The following is a 21783-nucleotide window of genomic DNA, read 5'->3' on the forward strand; positions in this document are numbered from 1 at the left end:
TGGTCGTTCCTCCGCACCCATGTATTTTGTGCATGATCATGGGGCCAGAATAGCCCTGTTCATGCCGGTGTTTTTGAGAAATTTGCAAAAGGTTGATAGATAAAGAGCGGAAACAACAATAGCTCTGTTTCCGCTCTATGATGATGCAGATATTACTTGATCATTTTTGCAAAGTGCTCCAATGTGCGAACCAATTGAGCTGTGTAGGACATTTCGTTGTCGTACCAAGCTACAGTTTTAACCAGTTGTTGGTCGCCCACAGTCAGAACTTTAGTTTGAGTTGCATCGAACAGGGAACCGAAAGTGATGCCCACGATGTCGGAAGATACGATTTCGTCTTCTGTGTATCCGAAAGTTTGCGGATCGGAAGCTTCTTTCATTGCTGCGTTAACTTCTTCAGCCGTTACTTTTTTCTCCAGAACCGTTACCAGCTCAGTCAGGGAACCTGTTGGTGTTGGTACGCGTTGAGCTGCACCATCCAATTTGCCTTGCAGTTCAGGGATAACCAGACCGATTGCTTTAGCAGCACCAGTTGTGTTAGGAATGATGTTTTCAGCCGCTGCGCGAGCACGACGGAAGTCACCTTTAGGGTGCGGAGCATCCAGCGTGTTTTGGTCGCCAGTGTAAGCGTGGATTGTAGTCATCAAACCTTGAACGATTCCGAATTTGTCTTGCAGTGTTTTTGCCATAGGAGCCAGGCAGTTTGTTGTGCAAGATGCGCCGGAGATTACAGTTTCAGTACCGTCGAGGATGTCATGGTTTACGTTGTAAACGATGGTTTTCATGTCGCCAGTAGCTGGTGCGGAGATAACCACTTTTTTAGCGCCGCCTTTAAGGTGTTTCTCAGCAGCTTCTTTTGTTGTGAAGAAACCAGTACATTCCAGAACGATGTCTACGCCCAGGTCGCCCCAAGGCAGTTCTTCTGGGTTACGGTTAGCGATAACTTTAACTTCTTTGCCGTTCACTTTGAAGAAACCGTCGTGTACTTCAACTTCGCCGTCGAAACGACCTTGAGTTGTATCATATTTAAGCAAATGCGCGAGCATTTTAGCGTCAGTCAAGTCGTTGATTGCTACAACTTCGATGCCTTCTACATTTTGAATGCGGCGGAATGCCAAACGACCGATACGTCCAAAACCGTTAATACCTACTTTAATCATGAGTAAGTTCCTCCCAAGTTTTGATTAGTTTTGTATGAAGCTTTATATATTCAAGACAGACGGTGAGGTCCGTCAAGACAACTGAATTACGATACGACTAGGAAAAGCAATCAGTCCAACTCGGCGACGATGACTTTCGCCGCGGCCTCGTCGATGATCAGAATATCTTCCTGGCCGAACCGGAGCACCGAATGAATGGCAGCTGCCTTGCTGGCGCCGCCCGCAATGCCGATGACCACGTCCGTCCTTTCGATATCCTGCAGCCGCATGCCCAGAGTGAGCATGGTATGTACCACTTCACCCTGATCGTTGAAGTAATAACCGTAAGATTCGGATACTGCCCCTTGCTCCTTGAGCTCTTCTAAGATCTCCGGTGCAAGCTTGCGCCTCCGCGCCATCTCCACGGCATCGCCGATTCCGTGAATGACTATCCGCGATTTGCGGATCAGCTGCAGAATCTCTTGCACGCTCGGGTCCTGAATCAGCGATTCATAAGCGTGATCACTTAGCAAATCCGGTACATGCAGGAGTTTGTATTGTGCTCCCGCCCGCTTTGCCATCGTGGATGCAATCGTATTGGCCTGAATTTCAAGGCTTTCTCCCAGCCCGCCCCGCGCAGGCACGAACCAGACGCCTTTGAGTGAGGTCGGCAGCGTCAATTGCTCCGCAACTTCGGCCGTCGTTGAGCCGCCCGTGACAGCTACAACATCATTATCGTTCATAACACTGCTCAGCGCTTTCGCTCCGGCCTTGCCCAATTCCCGCTTGGCCAGCGGTGAGGCATCCGAATCGCCGGGAACGACGACTACCTTTTGCAGACCGTAGGCTTGCATGATGCGTTCTTCCAGTTCGGACAATCCGAACAGCTCTTTGGCTACCGGCTCCAATTGCTGCAGCAACTCAAGCCCCGCCTCGCTGATCTTCATCCCCGCACTGTCGATTTCAATTAGTCCCTGAGCCTTCAACAGATCGGTCTCAGCTCTCAGAACCCGCTCGGTCATCTGCATGGAATTGGCTAACGTTCTTCGTCCGATCACATCCGATAACATGATCTGGTGGAGAATCGTATACCTCTTCTTCAAGACATCCATGAGATCAGGCAGAAGCTGCTTTTGCACTTCTAAAATCTTTCGCATGCTTTCCACTCCCGCAAGCTTCTCGTTCCAAGCTCATATCATGGCCCTAAAATGTCCCGGGTTAACTTTTTAAGTCCCACGTATATTCTACCTAAAACTGACGCGACATGCAAGTGTTTCAAAGGCCCATTTCATCCCGTTTCAGGGCATTTTCACGCGCAATTTTTCACAATCCTGCCACGGCAACTTGTAGTCCGCATTCGGCATACTATATATAGAAGATCGGCTGCTTTCCCATCTATATATCGCCCTTGCAAACCAGGAGACCGCACATCAACAAACCTCTTATAGCATGTACCGAAAGCAGTTCTTTATCCGCATATTTTCAGCATGATCATTTTCGGCACATTCCAAACGATTTCTTTCGAATCATCTGCTTGCAATTGATTGGGTCATGAGCTATAATCATTATTGCTGTCACATATTTGATTGATTGTGCGCCCGTGGTCCAATGGATATGACGTAGGCCTCCGAAGCCTGAGATCCAAGTTCGATTCTTGGCGGGCGCGCCATTTTTACTTTGCTTTCATAAGTTGTTTAACCAGTGAAACCGGAGAGGTTTCTTTTTTTTCAAAGTTAGTTTGACTTTCTTTGACTTTTTGATTGAAATTGTTTATGATGTGGTTAATACGGTAACAGTTTAAATATAACCACCAAATTTAACATCACATTTCCGAGGAGGTTTTTCACGTGAGTTACATTCCTATGGTCGTTGAACAAAGCAATCGCGGCGAACGCGCTTATGACATTTATTCCAGATTGCTGAAGGATCGCATTATCTTCCTTGGTAGCGACGTCAATGACGTTGTCGCAAACTCTATCATTGCACAGATGCTGTTCCTGACTGCGGAAGATCCGGAGAAAGACATTCACTTATACATCAACAGCCCTGGCGGATCCATTACAGCCGGTATGGCGATCTATGACACGATGCAGTTTATTAAACCAGATGTATCGACCATCTGTGTGGGTATGGCGGCATCCATGGGCGCGTTCCTGCTCAACGCTGGCGCCAAAGGCAAACGTTTCGCGCTGCCGAACAGCGAAATCATGATCCACCAACCGCTGGGCGGAGCACAAGGCCAAGCCTCCGACATCGAGATTCGCGCACGCCGCATCCTGAAAATGCGCGATACCTTGAACCGCATCATTGCCGAGCGCACAGGCCAACCGCTGGAGCGCATCGAGAAAGACACCGACCGCGACTACTTCATGACTGCTGCCGAAGCTGCAGAATACGGTATCGTAGATAAAGTTATCGAAAACGTAGGTGCACAAGGCGTATAAGCCGCAGTGCCACATCTATAATCGTTAAAGATCGACTTGTCGCATTTTGCTGACAGACGATCCAACAAAAGGGCGCCCCGCACGTGAACAACGTGACGGAGACGCCCTTTTCGCATAGTTGATGCGTTTTTACAAAGGTGATATCTTACGAACCTCACACACGTTATTCGCCGATATTTCGCCCTTACAGAACTTTAATGAACCTGAGGCACGTTATTCACCCAGTAAATCACCTTTAAAGTAAAATTCACCATAATAGCGATCCTGATGTTCATTAGAATTTTAACCAGCTGTTTTTGGAACCGATAAGGTGTATGAAGTTCCTCAAAAAAAGAGCACTGGCCACCAAACATTTCTGTTCGGCAACCAATGCCCTTCTCCTTATCTCACATTCGATTCAACTCACTCACACATGACCGAATCGCATCATACGATCTGCCTACTTATTTATCCGCACTTACATTGCTGAATGGCTCGCTGCCCTTCGGCAGGATTTCTTTGTACGTAAACGGGAATTCCGGGAATCCTTGCGCATACGCCGTGTACTCATACAGTTGGAAGAAGACCACGATGCCCGTAGGCGTTACATAGAAATCCTGATCCTTGTTCAATCCTTTGTAGCCATCGAGGTAACCACCCAGCGCTTTCAGTTGTTCCCCTACCTTTTTGCCGATCGTCTGACGCATGGAAGCATTGTTTTGCAGCACGTCATCGAGGCTCAATGCCTTGCCCGTGTCTAACGCAAACGTATGACCGGTGCGAGTCGTCATGCCATGTGCGCCCGCATAATCTTCATAACGTTCGGTAATCAGCCCAAGCACGCCGTTTTCATTATAAGTAACCACATACGAGCTTTGGAAGCCGTATGGGCGGTTGGCTTCAGGCGCCCCGATTTCTTTAACCTGATTTTTGAAGCTTGCCACAAACGCGTCGGATTCGTCCTTCAGCACTTTATTGATCGCCTTTTCGGCGTTCGCATTGGCCAGCCCGCTCACCTGAGGGTACTTAATATCCACCGTGGCGTTTTTCAACGTTACTTTCGTTGTTGCCGATTTAACAACGATGTTGTTTTGCTTCACTTTGCTCAGGGTCAGTGTTTTGGTTTTGACATCCCAATCACCCTGTACGCCCAGATAATCTCTCATGGCAGAGAACGGAATGTACAAACGACCTTGAATCAGCTTCGCTTCCACCGGCGTATAGTAGTCATTGACATAAACGATGTTCTCGCCATCCGATTTAACGATTCTCATTGTATTATTAGCTGCCGAGAGGGAATACTCTTTCTTCTTTGCATCATATTTAAGCGTGCCGCCCGCTACATCTTTCACGGCTGTAAGGGAAACCCACGTAGAACCGTTTTGCAGAAGCCCTTTTTGCGAGAGTGTTTTTCCGCCGGATTTCAACGTTACTTCAGCAGGAGCTGATACCTTCGAGGTCACCGATGCCGCCTGAACGGAATGGTCCAGCCATACCGAGCTGCCTCCCAACATTACGCCTGCCGCCAACAACGCACTTGTCCATTTTTTCAAAGATGTCATATATAAAAACTCCTCTCCCATGATCCCATCGAGTTATATTGCGTATGTAATGATGAACCGTATATCTCATACGCTCACCTCTTCATTATAATTAACCCTATTCAGGAAAGGTTTACATCCCGAGTTACAATATTGTTCGATCCGGACGCCGTTCATGAATATTTTGTCACGAACAAACGCACAAAAACGATACCAATGGACCGGATTACTTCCCACAACATCCAGCAGCTTCTTACAACTATTCCTTCTAGGATAACCCTCACTGTTATTTTTCGAAGGATAACGGTCCGACCACCTCCGAACAACATAAATGGACCATAACTTCCGGAATTCTGCTTCCGAAGCGATGGTCCATAAAATGGCCTACCTAGTGTGAAATTCCTATTTCATTTCATACGTAATGCTCAGTGTCGTATTCACTTTTACCAGACCTGTTTCAACAGCCGTGCCTGCTTCAGCATCCGCGCTTGATTTGGAAAAGGAGCTTTCCGTCGCATACAATACTGGAGCTACCGCATCGCCTTGCGTTACGGACAATACCGAGCCCAGTTGGCGTTTGACTGCTTTTGCGATCGCCGCAGCTTTTACGTCGGCATTGGCCACAGCTTTTTCAATGACTTGAGCTTCGTATTTCTCCGGGCTCTCTACCGTGAAACGGATGTTGTCGATGCTGTTCGCGCCTGCTTGGGAAGCATCATCCAGCAGCTCACCCACCTTGTCCAGTTCGCGATACGTTACGGAGAGCGTGTGGTATGCCGTATATCCTTTAACTTTTTGCCCGTCTTTCTCCGAATACGTGTAGTTTGGTTGTACATAGAATTGATCGGTTTTAATGTCGTCCGCACTGATTTTCCACGTGTTTTTCAACAGGTTGATCACTTTGTTGATTTTGGCAGCCGTCGCTTTCTGCGCCGATGCAGCCGTCTCTGCCGTGCTGCTCACGCCGATCGACAAATACGCCACGTCAGGCTTCACCTGAATTTCGCCTTTACCCACAACGTTAATGGTGTTTTGCTGTATTCCTTGTACCTCGGCTGCGTAAGCATAACTTCCAGGCGCTACCCAAGCCGTTCCTCCTACCATCAACGTCCCTGCCACCATTACCACAGCCAGCGGTTTCAACCACGTTTTACCCATCACAATAGCCTCCTCGAAGTATACTATTTCATTTCAGAATCGGTTTGATACTTCTACAGACGAAGCGACTGCCAAAATGTTGCAGGACAATCCCCTTAAACGCAAAAAAAAGCCCCTTTCGGGGCCTCTTCCTACGTTCAGGCTATCTTATTGGTTCTCAAGCTCTTCCTTGCTTACCAGGCTAACTAAAGCGTTTACAGCCTGTTCGGCGTCCGCGCCTTCGGCACTAATTTGGATTTCCGTACCAGTGCTGATCGCAAGGCTCATGATCCCCATAATGCTTTTCGCGTTAACTTTCTTGTCTTCTTTCTCAACAAACACTTCAGAAGAATACTTATTCGCTTCTTGAACGAACAATGCAGCAGGTCTGGCATGGAGACCCGTTTTCAAACGGACTACTACCGGGTGCTTTGTCATATAAACTTACCCCCCTATAGGAAATCTGGACATTAAATACACAATTATATTTATAGCAATTATACCATTAACCCGTGAAGGAAACTACAAAAAAAACATTGGACAATCCCAAAAGATTCCGCAGCTTCCCTCCACGCGTTAACCATGGCGTTCACTTCGTACTTTCTCAGCCAGTTCATCGATCTTGCGCAGCCGGTGATTCACTCCGGATTTGCTTACCGTTCCTTTGAGCAGCTCGCCCACTTCCTTCAGGTTGATGTCGGGATGCGCAAGCCTAACTTCAGCCACCTCCCGAAGTTTCTCGGGCAGCGCTTCAAGGCCGATCTCCTTCTGCAGCAGCTTGATGTTATCGATTTGCCTTACCGCGGCGCCGATCGTTTTGTTCAGGTTGGCCGTTTCGCAATTGACGATCCGGTTTACGGAGTTGCGCATATCGCGCATGATGCGTACGTCCTCGAACTTGAACAACGCCTGATGCGCCCCGATGATGCTGAGCAGTTCAATGATTTTCTCGCCTTCCTTGATGTATAGGATGAATCCTTTTTTCCTTTCTATACACCGGGCGTTCAGATGAAACTCATTCGCCAAATCCACCAAGGCCTGGCAGTGCTCTTCGTACATGGATGCAATCTCCAAGTGATAGGAGGAGCCTTCCGGATTGTTGACCGATCCCCCGGCCAAGAATGCCCCGCGAAGGTATGCGCGTTTACAGCAATTTTTTTTCAGCAATTCCCGATTAATGCCTGGCGTGAACAGGAAACCTTCCGACACGATGTACAGTTCCTTCAAAATCTCCTGAACCATGGACGGAATCCGAACAATATACACATTGTTCTTTTTCAGCCTCATTTTTTTGCGAACGAGCAGTTCCGTATGCACCGGAAAGTGCTTTTTGAGCAAAGAGTATGCACGGCGCGCAATGGCGGCATTCTCCGTCGAAATATCCAATATGACTTTTCTATTCGATAGCTGCACCGCACCAAGCATACGGATAAGGGCTGAAAGTTCCGCCTTTTCGCAGCACGGCTCGCTTTCGATCAGCGTTAATTCTTTTTTGGTCTGTGCTGCAAACGACATGAGACTTCACCTCTTCCGTAACATCCAATTTTGAACCAGCTGGAAAATATGATGGCTGAGTTTCTCAGCATCGTGGCGCAGATAAGTCCGGAACAGAACCAGCGTATCCGCAACTACCTGATAGCCTGCGCTTTTCAGGACATTCATATCCAGAACGACCGGTTTTGATCCCTTTTCTGCATATCTATTCTGAACTTGCAGCGGAATATCACCATTATTTACGATGACATAGTCAAAAAGCTGGTGCCCGACATGATCATATACGGCTTTAAGGTGATCGCTCACCGTATAATCGTCGGTTTCCCCAGGCTGCGTCATCACATTGCATATAAACAATTTTACCGCATTGGCCTCAACGACCGCTTCGGCCAGTTTCGGGACAAGCAGATTAGGCAAAATGCTCGTATACAAACTCCCTGGTCCGATCAGAATGGCGTCGGCTTGACGGATGGCCTCGACGGCCTCTGGCAACGGCTCCACGTGATCCGGTTCAAGGAAAACACGTTTGATCCGTCCCCCGGCCTCGGGGATTTTCGATTCGCCCGTAATGATCGTACCATCTTCCATCTCGGCATGCAGCACAACGGCCTGCCCGGCAGCAGGAAGAACCTGCCCGCGAACGGCAAACACGCGGCTAAGTTCCCGCACTGCGGTTACGAAGTCGCCCGAAATATCCGTCATGGCAGCCAAAATCAGGTTGCCCAGGCTGTGGCCTGCAAGCCCCGAGCCTGTATTGAAACGATAGCTGAGCATATCCGAAAGCAATGGCTCCACATCGGCCAGCGCAGTGAGCACATTGCGAATGTCGCCCGGAGGCGGCATTTGCAGCTCATTGCGCAGGATGCCGGAGCTTCCGCCGTCATCGGCAACCGTGACGATGGCCGTGATGTCCATCGGTTTTTCCTTCAAGCCGCGCAGCATCACAGACAATCCCGTTCCGCCGCCCATGACGACAATTCTCGGACGTTCTCTTCGTGGTCCGGCCTCTTTCATCCCTTCACCCTCTTCAATGACGATCCCGATCAGCGTCGCGGTGACTCACCGTCACAGCCTCGGTTTCGCTGGTACCCAGCATTTTGCCCAAATATTCCGAGATCGCGACAGAACGGTGTTTCCCGCCCGTGCAGCCGATTCCGATTATGACTTGGCTCTTGCCTTCCTTTTTGTACTGCGGAATCAAAAAGTGCAGCATATCGAGCAATTTGGTCAGGAACGACTGCGTTTCGGGCCATTTCATGACGTATTCATACACTTCGCTGTTCTGACCCGTGTTTGGACGCAAATGATCAATGTAATGCGGATTTGGCAGGAAACGAACATCGAATACAAGGTCTGCGTCAATTGGAATGCCGTATTTGAATCCGAATGACGTGATGTTTACTGACAGCATATTGCTTTCCAGATGGGAAAAACGGGAAATGATCCGCTCTTTCAACTGAGCCGGTTTCAACGTGCTTGTATTCAGTACCTGTGTCGCCGAAGTTTTGAGTTCCTCCAGCATTTTTCGTTCAAGCCGTATGCCGTCCAGCGGCATGCCTTCAGGCGCAAGCGGGTGTCTGCGCCGGCTCTCTTTATAGCGCTGTACAAGCACGGAATCGGTCGCATCCAGGAACAGAATTTCGCAGTGGATCGTAAAATGATCCTTGATGTAACTTAAGGACTCGGACAGCGCCGTAAAGAACTCCCGTCCCCTCAGATCGATCACCAGCGCCACTTTGCCGATTTTGCCGTTCGATTGCTCGATCAGCTCCGCGAATTTCGGAATCAGCACGGGCGGCAGGTTGTCGACGCAGAAAAAGCCGAGATCCTCCAAACTTTGCACCGCAATGGTTTTACCCGCTCCGGACATGCCCGTAATGATAATGAGCGTGGCGCTTTTGCCCGATGAAACTTCACTCTCAAGCATAATGTTCCCCTCCTTATCATATTGCCGCCCTACCGTCTTGTTGCACGTACACTACGAACGAAGATGAAGACCTGCCGCACCTACGATACCCGCATCATTGCCCAGCGTAGCTTCCAGAATGCGTACGCCTTCCTGAAGCGGTTCCGGCGTCAATTGGGAAAATACCGAACGCACTTCGTCAAACAGGAAATCCCCAGCTTTGGATACGCCGCCACCGATAATGAACAGTTCCGGGTTGATGACCGCCGCAACGGCTGCCATGGACTTGCCCAGGTAAAATGCTGCGCGGTTCACGATGCGCAGAGCGACTTCATCGCCTGCTTTGGCAGCGTCGAACACTTCTTTTGCCGCAATCTTGTCAACCAGTGCCAGCGACGTATGATCGCCGCGCTCCACCGCATCTTTCGCCATGCGAATGATCCCCGTCGCGGAGGAAACGGTTTCCACGCACCCCATCTTGCCGCATCCGCACTGGATCGCTTCCAGATCAGGCACCACGCTGATGTGTCCCAGCTCCCCTGCCATGCCGGAGAAGCCTTGATAGATTTTGCCGTTCAGGATCAAACCACCGCCTACGCCCGTGCCGAGCGTATAGCAGACGCAATTGTCCACGCCTTTACCGGCCCCGGCCCATGCCTCGCCAAGTGCAGCCACGTTTGCATCGTTATCTATTTTGACCGGCTTGCCCAAACGTTCCTCCAAAATGGAACGAATGGCCACATTCCGAAATCCGATGTTAGGGGCCAGAACGATAATGCCCTCGCGCACATTGGTGAAACCGGCCACGCCGGCTCCTACACCCTGAAGCTGATCCCAGCCGTATGGGGACTCGGCAACGATATGACGGACATATTTCTCAATGTTGTCGACAACGCGGTCCACGCCCTGACTCACTTCTGTCGGCCCTTCGTACGTATGCAAAAGCTGACCTTGATCATCGCATATACCGACCTTGATTGCTGTTCCGCCGAGATCGACCCCAACGTAGATTTTCTCAGACATGCTGCAAGCCACCTTTATCTATCTAAAATAGTTTATCCTACCTACCAACTATAATTGAAGGATACCCCGGGGTCAAGACGATAGAAACTGTGATAGAACGCGTTCCGAGCCCTCTTGTGAGCCGCATCACAGCTCTGCCGAAACACCCCTTTTCACCCTCCTTCTTTTATTCAAACGCAAGCTCGCCCTTCCGGCACCATGCTGCCGGCAGCCTCAACTCATGATATTGCCCAATCATTCGTTCCATGCCCAAAACATGACAGTTGTCATCCGAATGTCATGACAACCCTTACTAATGTCACGTCCTCTCATTTCGTATGATGAAATCAGCCATTAGAACTGAACAAAAGGACGTGAATCCATAATGAAACCGGCAGTGATCCAGCTTGATCATGTGAGTAAACGATTTGGAAGCAAACATGCCGTGGGCGATATATCTCTCCACGTGGAACAAGGAACGGTTGTGGCCATCCTGGGGCCTAACGGAGCAGGCAAAACGACGACGATCCGAATGATGCTTGGCCTCTCCACCCCTACCTCGGGCCGCATCACGGTGCTTGGCAAAGCGCCGGAAGACCAGGCCGTCCGCCAAAAAATCGGCGTCATGCTCCAGGACGTCAGCGTTATGGACGGTATTACCGTCCGCGAAATGATCAACCTGGTGCGCGGCTACTATCCCTCCCCGCTCGATGCGGAACAGATCATGCAGCTTACCGGCTTGCAGCCGAAAGACATGAACAAGCGCGCAGAGAAGCTGTCCGGCGGCCAAAAGCGCAGCCTGGGTTTTGCTTTGGCGATGGCGGGAGATCCGGAAGTGCTCTTCTTCGACGAACCGACCGTCGGCCTGGATGCGGAAGCCCGCAGACATTTCTGGAACCATGTACGCGAACTGGCGGGAAGGGGAAAGACCGTTATTTTCACCACCCACTATCTTCAGGAGGCGGACGAAGCTGCCGATCGTATTATCTTGTTCCATAATGGCAAGGTTGCAGCGGACGGAACGCCTGACAGCATCAAAGCGGGAATGTCCCGGCGCACGCTGTCTTTCGCCATCTCGGATCCATTAAAGACCGAAAGCAGCCCGAGCAGCTCACCTGAGCCTTCGCCGAATATGCGCAAACTCGTGGAGGATCTGCCCGGCGTGGACCAAATCGAATACAAGAAAGGTCGCTGCGTTCTGTACGCCGGCGATACCGATGCACTGATTCGCCAAATTGTGGAGCGTCAGCTTCCGGTGCGGGACATCCGCATCGAAGCCGGACAGCTCGATGAAGCTTATGCCCAATTCGTCGAAACCCTGAAGGAGGACGTTTAACATGTCGATGTCGATGCTGATTGCCCAATCCAAAGTCGAAATGCTCCGCATGTCGCGCAACGTTTATTTTGTATTCTGGTCCCTGATGATCCCGGTTGCGTTCTATGTGCTGTACACCCGAATCTTCGCTACGGGCACCAGCGATGCGGAAGCGTGGAACGCGCATTACCTGATGTCCATGACCTGTTTCAGCATCATGGGTTCCTCCATCATGACGCTGGGCATCCGGCTCGTACAGGAACGCGCACACGGCTGGTCAACCTTCCTGCAGGTTACTCCACTGCCAGGCTCCATCTACTTCGCCGGTAAAATGGTCGGCCAGACCGCCATTCATCTTTGCTCCATCGTCATCATTTTTACCGCCGGCTACCTCATCAACGGCGTAGAACTGACTGCCTCTCAATGGATCGGCTCCGCGCTGTGGATTCTCGCCGGATCGCTGCCGTTTCTGGCGCTTGGCACCTGCATCGGCACATTCCGCCGGGTTGACACGGCGAGCGGCTTGAGCAACATGCTGTACTTGGCGCTTGCCCTGCTCGGAGGCATGTGGATGCCGCTGGACGTTATGCCTGAATGGCTGGCACGCATCGGCAGCTGGCTGCCATCCAACAGCTTTGGCAACGGGGCATGGAATATCGCAGCTGGCCAATCGCCCGCTTTACGCGATATCCTGATTTTGGCGGCATACTTGGCGGGTTTTATGTTACTATCCACATATATCCGCAGAAAGCAAAAGGAGGCGTAACACACACGCATGCTTCGGCGCTTTGAACTTTTCCCGAACCGGTACGGCTTCTATCCTTATATATGGTTGATTTATCTCGCCATGCCGGTCTACTACTTGTGGAATTCGCGGGGAACCGTGCTCTACGTCGGCTTGACCGCTTTTATCGTGTTTATCGTAACTTACAGGCAGCTGTACATGACGGCCGGAACCGCCAAATTTTCGTACTGGCTTTGCCTGCAAATGTTGACCGTTCTGGTGCTGTCGCTGATCATCGACCCCAATATGTTCTTCCTGGGGTTCTTCTCGGCCAATTTTATCGGATGGTACGCAGACAAACGTTTGTTTCGACTGTTTCTGCTGATCTTTGCCATCGTACAGACGGTTCCCGTCGCGCTGCGCATCACCGAACTGACCGCGGACCAGCTGATGTTCTTTACCCCGTTTTACCTGATCATGCTCGTGTCCCCCTATGGCATACGCACCATGATCGACCGGCAGAACCTGGAGGTACGATTGGATGAGGCGCAGCAGCACATCAAAGAGCTGGTTAAGCGCGAAGAGCGGATGCGCATCGCCAGGGATCTGCACGACACGATGGGACATACGCTATCCCTGATCACGCTCAAGAGCGAACTGGTCGCCAAACTGATCCCCAAAAATCCCGAGCGGGCACTGCAGGAAGCCCGCGAAATCGAACGCACGTCCCGCGCGGCGCTCCGGGAAGTCCGGCAGCTGGTGTCGGACATGAGGGCCATCAGCATTCCCGAGGCTCTCGCCGATGCCAAAGAAATGCTGCGCAGCGCCGAAATCGAGCTTCACATGGCGGGGGAACAGGAATCTTGGAGCGACGTGCCCGAGTTGACGCAAAACATGATCGGTCTATGCTTGCTCGAAGCGGTAACCAACATCGTCAAGCACAGCCAGGCTACACGCAGCATGATCCGCATGGAACGGACCCGTTACGGGATCGGCATCACCGTGAAGGACAACGGCATTGGATTGGAGAACCCGGAGGAAACAGCCGGGAACGGATTAAAAGGCATGGGTGAACGGCTCGGCCTCATTGACGGTTCACTGAGAATCTCCTCCGACCAAACCGGAACGGAGCTTGTCCTTTCCTTTCCGCTGATCGCCAGTAAAATGCAAGGAGGAGTGCCATCATGATTCGAATACTGATCGCCGAAGATCAACGCATGCTGCGGGGAGCGCTCGCTTCCCTGCTTGATCTGGAGGATGATTTGCAGGTGGTCGGCGAGGCCGGCAATGGCGAAGAAGCATTGCAGCTTATTGCTTCCCTCCAACCCGACCTTTGCCTGATGGACATTGAAATGCCCGTCATGACCGGGCTGGACGTGGCTGAACGCATTCAGCAGCAGGGCTTGTCCTGCAAGGTCATCATTCTTACCACCTTTGCCCGGCCCGGCTTCCTGGAACGGGCCATCCAAGCGGGCGTGAAAGGCTACCTGCTCAAGGACGAGCCGAGCGACAGGCTCGCCGAAGCCATCCGCCGCGTCATGAACGGCGGGCGCGAAGTGTCCCCGGAGCTTGTGTTCGGTGCATCAAAGGAAGCCAACCCCTTGACCGAACGCGAGAAAGAGGTGCTGCGGCTGGCCGCTACAGGCTTGAATGCCAACCATATTGCCGCTTCCTTGCACCTCTCGTACGGTACGGTACGAAATTACTTGTCCGAGGCATTCAATAAGCTGGAGGCCAAAAATCGCATGGAGGCCGTCAGCATTGCCGAGAAAAAGGGGTGGCTGTAGCCGGATTGCCACGCAAGCCGATACGATACCATGGATGGGCCATGCCGTCTGCTGCAGGCCGATCCGGCTTTGGTTTCCGGCGCATATGGTCCGCAGGCATGCATGCGAAAAAACGCCTTCCCGACACGGGAGGCGTTTTTCCCTTTTTCCAAATTTCAACCATTGCTGCAATGTCAGCGTACTGAGATCCATGCTTTATGGCTTCGATTCCACCCGCACCGGTTCGTCCGTTTTCTCCATGCGGTTCACATCCAGAATGTCCAGCAGGAAGACAAAAATCGGAATCCCGATGATCAAACCCCAGATGCCGAGGAAATGCTGGGACAGGATCAGCACGATAAAGGTGTAGAACATCGGCAATTTTGTTTTGTGCGCCATCAGCTTCGGATTCAGGAAATACGTTTCGAGCGCGTGAATGACGATGATCATGAGAACGACGATAATGACCATTTGCAGTCCGCCGATTTGATATCCGATCAAGCACAATGGCACCAGGGAGATGATCACCCCCGCCACAGGAACCAGACTGAGTGCAAACACCAGAATGGTCAATGCGAACAGGTACGGAAATCCGAGAATCCATAACCCCAGAATGGTCAAAATCGTATTGAACACGGCAATCATCAACTGGGCCTCGATCACTTTGCCAAAGGAAGATACGAATTTATCCCCCAGGTATGCGACCTCTTTATAAAACCAGCCAATTTTGCTCTCTTTGAACTTGGATGTAAATTTGAAGATTTCTTGCTTTTGGAGCAGGAAGAACAAGCTTAGAATGATGACGAGCAGAATGAATTCCAGCCATTTGCTCAGCGCCAGAATGTATTTCAATGCTCCGTTCGTGTAGTTCTTGATATCAAACGATTGCAGGTAACCTGCGATTTTGGACGTAAAATTGTCGCCGTCGGCGCTGTCCAGAAACTTGATGATCTCGTTGGTCAACTGGATGACCTGGTCCACGATCCTCGGAGAATACCTCGAAATTCCCAATACAATGGCCGCAATCACGATCAGGTATAGCAGAATGACGACCACTTTATAATTTATCGGAAACAATTTGTTCAGCTTTGCCGTAATGAATTGTTGCAGCCGGTTCATGACGTACGTCACCAAAAACAGCAGCAAAATCATGTGCAGCATGCTTCCCATGCTAAATAGGATCAAACAGAACAGCAGGAGGATTAGAAACCGTCTCACTGTTGCGTTCTGAAGCCACTCCCTTACCATTTCCCCCAATTTCTTCACCTCACACCTAGTATGCGCCCTATGTATACGATCTCCAGCTTATTTGGTTTCAAAAAAGAGAAGCCTTCCGGCTTCTCTCGTCAATCCATGAGACTTCCCGACGTCTCTTCCCTATAGTTTATGCAAAAAAACACCCTCGCCATGCTTAGAGATCCAACGTCTCGCTCCAGTCGTGAACCATTTCGCCCTCAAGGAACTTTTCGCAATCCATGGCCGCCATGCAGCCTGAGCCCGCAGCCGTAACGGCCTGGCGATATCTCGTGTCCTGCACGTCTCCGCAAGCGAACACGCCTGGAACGTTGGTTTCCGTCGTTCCCGGTTTGACGAGAACATACCCATGGTCATCTAGCGTAATCTGGTTGCCCAGGAAGCCTGTATTCGGCGTATGTCCAATCGCCACAAAGACGCCATCCGCCTCCAAAAACTCTTCCTGCCCGGTCTCGTTGTTCCGTACCTTAAGGCCTTTGACGCCCAGCCCTTCCGCTTGGACCTCAAGCGGTGTACGGTTCAATGCCCACTTCACCTTTTCGTTGCTGCGCGCCCGATCCTGCATGATTTTCGAAGCTCGCAGCTCGTCGCGGCGATGCACCAGCGTCACTTCGGTTGCGAAGCGGGTCAAGAAACTCGCCTCCTCCATGGCGGAATCGCCTCCGCCAACGACAATCAGCTTTTTCCCGCGGAAAAAGAAACCGTCGCACGTCGCGCATGTGCTGACGCCACGCCCAACATTTTCCTGCTCGCCCGGTATGCCGAGATAACGCGCAGAAGCACCGGTCGAGATGATCACGGCATCGGCTTCCAGCTCGCCAACGCCTTCTACTTTGATCTTAAAGGGACGTTGGCTGAAATCGACTTCCTCCACCCATCCGTTTCGGAACTCTGCTCCAAAACGCTCAGCTTGTTTGCGCATGTTATCCATGAGTTCAGGCCCCATGATTCCCTGAGGGAACCCCGGGAAGTTTTCCACTTCGGTTGTCGTCGTCAATTGACCTCCAGGTTGAAGGCCTTCGATCACCAGCGGGTTCAGATTGGCCCGTGCCAGATAGATCGCGGCTGTCAGCCCTGAAGGGCCTGTTCCGATCACGATTGCTCTGTGCTTAGACATATAGATTCAGCCTCCTTGGTAAGGTTGAGAATGGATTGACCCGTCAACTTCAATAATGACCCTGTTAAGCCCATCAGTTAAGTTTACCCGTTTTCCAACCCGTTATATCCTTCCACAACGGATCGAATCTTTCCACAAAGCCTCTTTACCAGGCACTCGATCTTCCGTTGTTCAACCGAGCAAAGCCATTTCGATGTTCTAAACGGTTGGCAGCGTTTCATTGCAGACCTGGCTAATCTGGCGGGCATATTTGCTCACGGTTGCGGCTGAGATGCCATAACGTTCCGCAATGCTCTGATAAGTTACGGAACGATGATACGCTTTGGCGGCAACATATTCCAGGCCGGCTGCCCAGCACTCAATCTGCTTTGCATTCGGCTTCTCGGAAGGCATCCGGGACACAAAGTCGTTCCACACCCGCTCCGCCTCCTGCCGCAGCTCTGCGGCAGATCCGGTCATTTGCACCACGCGTTCCACTACGGCCTGCCATGATGGGGAAGATCCAGCCGGATCCTCCTTCTTTGCGGCAAGCTGTTCCTTTGAAGCCGATTGGCCCCTTACCATGGTGACGAGCACCGGAGAAGACGTTTTCTTCCCCTTGGTCTCAGCCTCGGATTGGCGAAGCTGGTTCAGAACCGAGCTGGCAACGTGAAGCAGTTCATCATCTTCATCGGCAGCTTCATCCACAAACGTCTGAAGTGCCTGCTGCACTTCATAATCGCCGATCATGGCCAGCGCTTGGATAACCTGAAGCTTCGTTGCGCGATCCCCGTGGCGCAGTGCCCAGAAGAATGACGAGCGGATGAGCGGATCGTTTCTCATTTCCTCCGGAATGCCGTCGCCGGCATGCTCCCATTGCCGAAACTGCTCATCAAAAGGCAAATGGTAATGGTAGCTCAGCATTTGGGGCTCCGCCTCTCCTTGCCGCACCTGCTCCAGGCCGGACAGATAGAATCCGGAAACCTCGGAAGTCGGGTCAAGCCTGCCCGCATGCCGCCACAACCGTTCTGCCGCATCATATCGTCCGGTATTGAAAGCCGCAACCGCCGCATAATGCACAAGCGCAGGATCCGCAGCGGTCTCTTCGTTCTTCAGCAAACGTCGGAAATGGCCGTATGCCGGTTCGTGCTGTCCAAGAATACCCATCGTGGTCGCCAGTTTGTATACCTGCTCTTCCTGGAACGGAACCATGACGCGCAGCTTGTGGATGAGCTGCAACACTTGATCCGGACGGTTTTCGTTCTGGTAGAAAATCGCCAGGTTGCACAAGGCGTGCAAATTGCCCGGTTCCTGTTTCAGCACCTCGGCAATCGTTTCCCGCGCTTTATCGAACAGCCCCATATAATAGTAAGATAACGCCAAATTGTTGCGGGCAGCCAAATAATCGGGGTAGTCCGGCTGCATGCTCTCCAGCAGCTCGGCAGCCTGGGCAAACTTCCCTTGCTCCAGAAACTCGCGTGCCTGATCGTGCTCAACCACGCCTTTGCGCGATTTGATCTGATTCAGCTTCGCCGGACGATCGAGCTCATAATAGAGCAGCTCCATCATCTCCTCCGCTTCGGCCATGAACTGACCCTGCGGGTCCTCCTCCAAATAGGTTACCAACGCCTGCTCCGCCTCTTCGAAACGGTTCATGTTGGCATAATTGTTCGCCATGTAAAAATAACATTCCGTCATCGACGGATCGACAATGTCAAGTACGTGTGCAAGCACGGCATTGGAGCCCTCGTAATCTCCCTTCTCCGATAAAATGCCTGCCATATTGCAATGATTGACCGGATTGTCCGGCTCGTATTCTACCGCCTTGCGAAAATATTTCAATGCCTTGTCGACATGATTTCGGTCCAGCGAGCGGACCGCTCTTTCGAAAAAGAAAGACGCATCCAAATGAATCGGTATAATATTGGCAAGGTGTCCCTTAGCCCGCAGTAGCTTGCCCTTCATCCACCAAGGCACCTCCTCTTAGCTTTTCATTCATACTCTCCAGTATACCACATCTTGAGGGCCTCATCTCAATATGCAGTTTCATGGGGTTTATGCAAAAATTGCAAAAAAAAATGACGGCTCCTTCCTGATTGTTGAAGGGCACGTCATCTTTTGGGTCTGCCTCAGCGCTTTTCGTCTAATATCGTGTTTAGGGTATTTGCCGCCATGGACGGCGATAGCGAAATATGAATGGTTTTGCGAAACGGCGTCATGAAATTGACCAGCACAACCTGGCAGCCGTCCGGCAGCTTGGCTTCACGCACCGTTGCCGCCAGATGGCCCAGCTCGCCACCGGTCAATTCGATCCAGTCCCCGCCGCAGGCATAGCGCAATGTGCCGCCTTCCCAGAAATAAGGGCCGCCTTTCTTCGTTTCCACCAGCCCGTTTGAGGACAGCTCGCCTTCGCTGCCAAACACGAAGGACAGCTGCATCATGATCTCCTGCGGGTTCTCGCCTGCCAGGTCCAGCGTCCAACCGTCTTTGGTTTGCGCCACCTCGGCATGCACGCTAAACGTCTGCTCATGGGTAAGCTCCCTCTCCTGATGGGGAAGCAAGTACCACGGGCTGGTTGGTGTGTTGGCCGACAATGGCAACCGGTTTGTGGGCACGGGGCCATAGTATCCTTTTTTCTGTTCGCCGATCAGACTGTAACCGGACTCCGTTTGCCTCATTTGCTGCATGGGTACATAACCGGGGTTAAAGTAGGAGGCCAGCTGCACGGCCAACAAACGGACGGCTCCGTGCCACAGCGCAAAGAACGAAGGCACCTCCGTCATTACGGTCACGCTCGTTTTTCCATCGCGAATGCGGGCCACCGGCGCGCCAAAGTCCGTATGCATGCGACTGTGGCTGATGCGGCCATGATGGCCTGCTTCATCCATCCGTCCCAAATATTGCTCCCGATCAAAATTTCCGTTCAACATGACCTCATACTGATCGAGCAGATCAAGTCGGCCGCCTTGCGTTTCCTGCAAATCGGGCTCCAGCATCAGCCTGACGAGTGCGTTGACCGAGCAAACGCCCGGATCCGTCAGCGACTCTGCCGCCCATTCGGCCATGCCGGCAAACAGCGGATCGCCGTCCAGTTTGGCCATGATCGCATAGGACAGATAATAAGGCGACAGATCATGAACTTGCCCCAGATCCTGCCGTCCCGAGTAGTCCGTCACAATTTCGCCGGAAGGATGCACAAGATATGCCATCATGCGCAGATTGAGCCTTACCGGTTCAAGCAATTCCGGCCGGGACAGCAATCGCGCGGCATGAATGAGCATAATATCGCTCACTGCACTGTATATGCCGTTGCTGCGCTCGGTCCACTCCCCGGCAGGCGTAATGTCCATGCCCTCTGCCAGCCATTGCCCGGCGCGCTGCAGCGCCTCTTCCTGCCCGAATATCCGGTACAGAAAACCGAGCGCCGCGCATAGAACCCAGCGATGATTGGGCGTATGGCAGCCACCGGTCAACATGACCGGCATGGTTCGTTCCAGAAACAGGCGCATGTTGTGCAGTACCGGCTGCAGCGGCGGCCATGCCTGCTGCTGCAATACCAGATATAACTGGGCATACCCTACAACGACAAACGCCGTATCCGGCGGAGAGTGATAATTCGTCCAGCCCGGGGAGATGGAACCGTCCTCGTGCTGGTGGCGAAGCACAAACTCCGTCGCCAGCAACAACCGTTCCAAAAGCGCCTCGTCCCGGTAATAGGCCGATGCCGGATTCACGAGCGCGGTGCCCCAGTAACACATATCCGTCGGCGTGCCTGTGGTATGGTTTACCCAGGCCACTCCCGTGTACGGATCGATCGTTCCTCCGTAATAACGGCTGTCCGGATCAAGCACCTGCCGGGATAATCCCTTTTCTACAGCCTTGTCATTGCGCTCCACCAGTTGTTTGTACATGCGTCTTTCCCTCCGTACCCAGGCATTTATCGTTTTACCAAAGCTCTGCATTTACCCTTGGCCCGCATGCGCGATGTTTTATGAATACGCCGCTTCCGCCAATTTGGACATTAACAACGCGTGACTTTCATGGATTTCTTCGGGCTTACAGGCGGCTTTCAGCTCGTATACCTTGACCTGCGCCCGTCGGATCATCGGCAAGTATGCGTCGTAAAAGTTCATGTCCTTGCTGTGCACATACGGGCACCAGTGGTCGGAAAGGCCCAGCGTCTCGTGGATGTGGACTCCTACGATATCATCCATCAATCCATCCATCTCCCCTACGCTGTCATACAGGCCGAGGCGATCCATCATGATGGCATGGCCCGTATCGTACCAGATGCCGACAGGGGCGCCGCGGAGCGCCTGAATAATCGTTTTCGCTTCTGCAAGAGTGGGGATCTGCTGTGGCCTGGAACGGGTCTCGATGCCGAATCGAACCTTTATGCCCTTGGATATCGCCTTGTTGCAGACCTCATCGAGACTGGCGATAATCTTTTGCACGTAGCCGGCAGCAAGCGCCTCGCGTCGCTCCATCAATTCTTCCCATTTGCTTCGATAGGCCAGGGAATCTTTACCTTCATCGTGGTACAACCGTGACAGTTCTTTGCTGATGTCCGGCTCGAACGGCACTTCCCCCGGGTGTACCACGACGGCTTCCGCACCATAACGATGGGCATATTCGGCCGACCCGACGAGCAGCTCGATCGCCCTTTTCCTTTTTTCCTCATCCTCAAATCCGAGCAGCACGGAATCCGTGCCGTAATCGGGATCCGGTACGTGGGGGAACGTGTTATGCACGCTGGATATGCCGATCTCCCCACGTTCAATCATCGGCTCAATGGTTGCGAGCATATCTTTCGTCACATTATAGTTCAGCTCCACCCGGCGGAATCCCAGATCGGCGATTTCCCGCACCATATCGGCTCCGGACGTATGACGCTTGATATTCCAGCAGGTCGAGAACGAATACTCGCCCTTGTCCGTCCCGTTCATCATCAGCTTGCACTCCTTTCGAATACATGGATATCTCTTC

General features: G+C 51.9%; 19 protein-coding genes and 1 tRNA gene. 6 read left to right on the forward strand and 14 right to left on the reverse strand.

Features of this window, described 5'->3' with window-relative positions; translation table 11 throughout:
- Positions 1-152: 152 nt before the first annotated feature.
- Together gap and RSX24_RS25310 are read right to left on the reverse strand one after the other, a co-directional pair.
- Positions 153-1160, reverse strand: a complete 1008-nt coding sequence (gene gap, locus RSX24_RS25305; RefSeq protein WP_236420377.1) for a type I glyceraldehyde-3-phosphate dehydrogenase — start codon at positions 1158-1160, stop codon at positions 153-155.
- A gap of 110 nt (positions 1161-1270) precedes the next feature.
- Positions 1271-2296, reverse strand: coding sequence for a sugar-binding transcriptional regulator (locus RSX24_RS25310; protein WP_236420378.1), 1026 nt, complete (start codon positions 2294-2296; stop codon positions 1271-1273).
- 437 nt (positions 2297-2733) lie between these two features.
- Here RSX24_RS25310 and RSX24_RS25315 point away from each other — a divergent pair.
- Positions 2734-2808: transfer RNA gene (locus RSX24_RS25315), tRNA-Arg, on the forward strand.
- A gap of 178 nt (positions 2809-2986) precedes the next feature.
- Positions 2987-3583 carry an ATP-dependent Clp endopeptidase proteolytic subunit ClpP gene (gene clpP, locus RSX24_RS25320; RefSeq protein WP_290371490.1) on the forward strand — a complete coding sequence of 199 codons (597 nt, stop codon included), beginning with the start codon at positions 2987-2989 and terminating at the stop codon, positions 3581-3583.
- 443 nt (positions 3584-4026) lie between these two features.
- Here clpP and RSX24_RS25325 read toward each other — a convergent pair whose 3' ends face one another.
- The 7 genes from RSX24_RS25325 to RSX24_RS25355 form a co-directional block, all read right to left on the reverse strand.
- On the reverse strand, positions 4027-5124 hold the full coding sequence (locus RSX24_RS25325) for a PdaC/SigV domain-containing protein (RefSeq protein ID WP_236420379.1): 1098 nt from the start codon (positions 5122-5124) through the stop codon (positions 4027-4029).
- 381 nt (positions 5125-5505) lie between these two features.
- Positions 5506-6261, reverse strand: coding sequence for an SIMPL domain-containing protein (locus tag RSX24_RS25330; RefSeq protein WP_343262113.1), 756 nt, complete (start codon positions 6259-6261; stop codon positions 5506-5508).
- Between the two features lie 147 nt (positions 6262-6408).
- The gene (locus tag RSX24_RS25335; protein ID WP_236420381.1) at positions 6409-6678 is read right to left on the reverse strand and encodes an HPr family phosphocarrier protein; all 270 of its coding nucleotides are present in this window, start codon (positions 6676-6678) and stop codon (positions 6409-6411) included.
- A 138-nt stretch (positions 6679-6816) separates the two neighbouring features.
- Positions 6817-7755 carry a DNA-binding protein WhiA gene (gene whiA, locus RSX24_RS25340; RefSeq protein WP_236420382.1) on the reverse strand — a complete coding sequence of 313 codons (939 nt, stop codon included), beginning with the start codon at positions 7753-7755 and terminating at the stop codon, positions 6817-6819.
- A gap of 6 nt (positions 7756-7761) precedes the next feature.
- Entirely contained in the window at positions 7762-8748 is a 987-nt protein-coding gene (locus RSX24_RS25345) for a gluconeogenesis factor YvcK family protein (protein WP_236420383.1), read from the reverse strand.
- Positions 8749-8761: 13 nt separating this feature from the next.
- The gene (gene rapZ, locus RSX24_RS25350) at positions 8762-9661 is read right to left on the reverse strand and encodes an RNase adapter RapZ (RefSeq protein ID WP_236420384.1); all 900 of its coding nucleotides are present in this window, start codon (positions 9659-9661) and stop codon (positions 8762-8764) included.
- Between the two features lie 51 nt (positions 9662-9712).
- Positions 9713-10663, reverse strand: a complete 951-nt coding sequence (locus RSX24_RS25355; RefSeq protein ID WP_339275526.1) for an ROK family glucokinase — start codon at positions 10661-10663, stop codon at positions 9713-9715.
- A gap of 364 nt (positions 10664-11027) precedes the next feature.
- Here RSX24_RS25355 and RSX24_RS25360 point away from each other — a divergent pair, with 364 nt between their 5' ends.
- From RSX24_RS25360 to RSX24_RS25375, 4 genes are read left to right on the forward strand one after another with little or no spacing between them, the layout of a single operon-like run.
- Positions 11028-11978: an ABC transporter ATP-binding protein gene (locus RSX24_RS25360; protein ID WP_343262114.1), complete on the forward strand. Its 951-nt coding sequence runs from the start codon at positions 11028-11030 to the stop codon at positions 11976-11978.
- A gap of 7 nt (positions 11979-11985) precedes the next feature.
- On the forward strand, positions 11986-12723 hold the full coding sequence (locus RSX24_RS25365) for an ABC transporter permease (protein WP_343262128.1): 738 nt from the start codon (positions 11986-11988) through the stop codon (positions 12721-12723).
- A 9-nt stretch (positions 12724-12732) separates the two neighbouring features.
- On the forward strand, positions 12733-13869 hold the full coding sequence (locus RSX24_RS25370; protein WP_343262115.1) for a sensor histidine kinase: 1137 nt from the start codon (positions 12733-12735) through the stop codon (positions 13867-13869).
- A complete protein-coding gene (locus tag RSX24_RS25375) occupies positions 13866-14468 on the forward strand; it encodes a response regulator transcription factor (RefSeq protein WP_236420388.1) in 603 nt (200 codons plus the stop codon). The genes RSX24_RS25370 and RSX24_RS25375 overlap by 4 nt, the downstream gene beginning before the upstream one ends.
- A gap of 195 nt (positions 14469-14663) precedes the next feature.
- On the opposite strand, the gene RSX24_RS25380 is transcribed toward RSX24_RS25375, so the two are convergent.
- From RSX24_RS25380 to RSX24_RS25400, 5 genes are all read right to left on the reverse strand, one after another.
- The gene (locus RSX24_RS25380) at positions 14664-15695 is read right to left on the reverse strand and encodes an AI-2E family transporter (protein ID WP_290371491.1); all 1032 of its coding nucleotides are present in this window, start codon (positions 15693-15695) and stop codon (positions 14664-14666) included.
- Positions 15696-15858: 163 nt separating this feature from the next.
- Positions 15859-16818 carry a thioredoxin-disulfide reductase gene (gene trxB / locus RSX24_RS25385; protein ID WP_236420390.1) on the reverse strand — a complete coding sequence of 320 codons (960 nt, stop codon included), beginning with the start codon at positions 16816-16818 and terminating at the stop codon, positions 15859-15861.
- A 198-nt stretch (positions 16819-17016) separates the two neighbouring features.
- Complete coding sequence (locus tag RSX24_RS25390) at positions 17017-18762, reverse strand: tetratricopeptide repeat protein (RefSeq protein WP_236420391.1); 1746 nt, start codon at positions 18760-18762, stop codon at positions 17017-17019.
- Positions 18763-18926: 164 nt separating this feature from the next.
- On the reverse strand, positions 18927-20708 hold the full coding sequence (locus tag RSX24_RS25395; RefSeq protein WP_343262116.1) for a hypothetical protein: 1782 nt from the start codon (positions 20706-20708) through the stop codon (positions 18927-18929).
- Between the two features lie 78 nt (positions 20709-20786).
- On the reverse strand, positions 20787-21746 hold the full coding sequence (locus RSX24_RS25400; protein ID WP_438286886.1) for a sugar phosphate isomerase/epimerase family protein: 960 nt from the start codon (positions 21744-21746) through the stop codon (positions 20787-20789).
- Positions 21747-21783: the final 37 nt, after the last annotated feature.

This window comes from Paenibacillus hubeiensis, assembly GCF_032334105.1.
Classification (GTDB): domain Bacteria; phylum Bacillota; class Bacilli; order Paenibacillales; family Paenibacillaceae; genus Paenibacillus; species Paenibacillus hubeiensis.

Excerpts from the sequence above, each read along its gene's own strand:
- RSX24_RS25370 (WP_343262115.1), top strand. The coding sequence starts at position 12,733 with ATGCTTCGGCGCTTTGAACTTTTCCCGAACCGGTACGGCTTCTATCCT.
- RSX24_RS25400 (WP_438286886.1), bottom strand. The coding sequence starts at position 21,746 with ATGATGAACGGGACGGACAAGGGCGAGTATTCGTTCTCGACCTGCTGG.
- whiA (WP_236420382.1), bottom strand. The coding sequence starts at position 7,755 with ATGTCGTTTGCAGCACAGACCAAAAAAGAATTAACGCTGATCGAAAGC.
- rapZ (WP_236420384.1), bottom strand. The coding sequence starts at position 9,661 with ATGCTTGAGAGTGAAGTTTCATCGGGCAAAAGCGCCACGCTCATTATC.
- RSX24_RS25380 (WP_290371491.1), bottom strand. The coding sequence starts at position 15,695 with ATGGTAAGGGAGTGGCTTCAGAACGCAACAGTGAGACGGTTTCTAATC.
- RSX24_RS25310 (WP_236420378.1), bottom strand. The coding sequence starts at position 2,296 with ATGCGAAAGATTTTAGAAGTGCAAAAGCAGCTTCTGCCTGATCTCATG.
- RSX24_RS25355 (WP_339275526.1), bottom strand. The coding sequence starts at position 10,663 with ATGTCTGAGAAAATCTACGTTGGGGTCGATCTCGGCGGAACAGCAATC.
- RSX24_RS25390 (WP_236420391.1), bottom strand. The coding sequence starts at position 18,762 with ATGAAGGGCAAGCTACTGCGGGCTAAGGGACACCTTGCCAATATTATA.
- RSX24_RS25360 (WP_343262114.1), top strand. The coding sequence starts at position 11,028 with ATGAAACCGGCAGTGATCCAGCTTGATCATGTGAGTAAACGATTTGGA.
- RSX24_RS25365 (WP_343262128.1), top strand. The coding sequence starts at position 11,986 with ATGTCGATGCTGATTGCCCAATCCAAAGTCGAAATGCTCCGCATGTCG.
- RSX24_RS25395 (WP_343262116.1), bottom strand. The coding sequence starts at position 20,708 with ATGTACAAACAACTGGTGGAGCGCAATGACAAGGCTGTAGAAAAGGGA.
- RSX24_RS25335 (WP_236420381.1), bottom strand. The coding sequence starts at position 6,678 with ATGACAAAGCACCCGGTAGTAGTCCGTTTGAAAACGGGTCTCCATGCC.
- RSX24_RS25375 (WP_236420388.1), top strand. The coding sequence starts at position 13,866 with ATGATTCGAATACTGATCGCCGAAGATCAACGCATGCTGCGGGGAGCG.
- RSX24_RS25345 (WP_236420383.1), bottom strand. The coding sequence starts at position 8,748 with ATGAAAGAGGCCGGACCACGAAGAGAACGTCCGAGAATTGTCGTCATG.
- gap (WP_236420377.1), bottom strand. The coding sequence starts at position 1,160 with ATGATTAAAGTAGGTATTAACGGTTTTGGACGTATCGGTCGTTTGGCA.
- trxB (WP_236420390.1), bottom strand. The coding sequence starts at position 16,818 with ATGTCTAAGCACAGAGCAATCGTGATCGGAACAGGCCCTTCAGGGCTG.
- RSX24_RS25325 (WP_236420379.1), bottom strand. The coding sequence starts at position 5,124 with ATGACATCTTTGAAAAAATGGACAAGTGCGTTGTTGGCGGCAGGCGTA.
- RSX24_RS25330 (WP_343262113.1), bottom strand. The coding sequence starts at position 6,261 with ATGGGTAAAACGTGGTTGAAACCGCTGGCTGTGGTAATGGTGGCAGGG.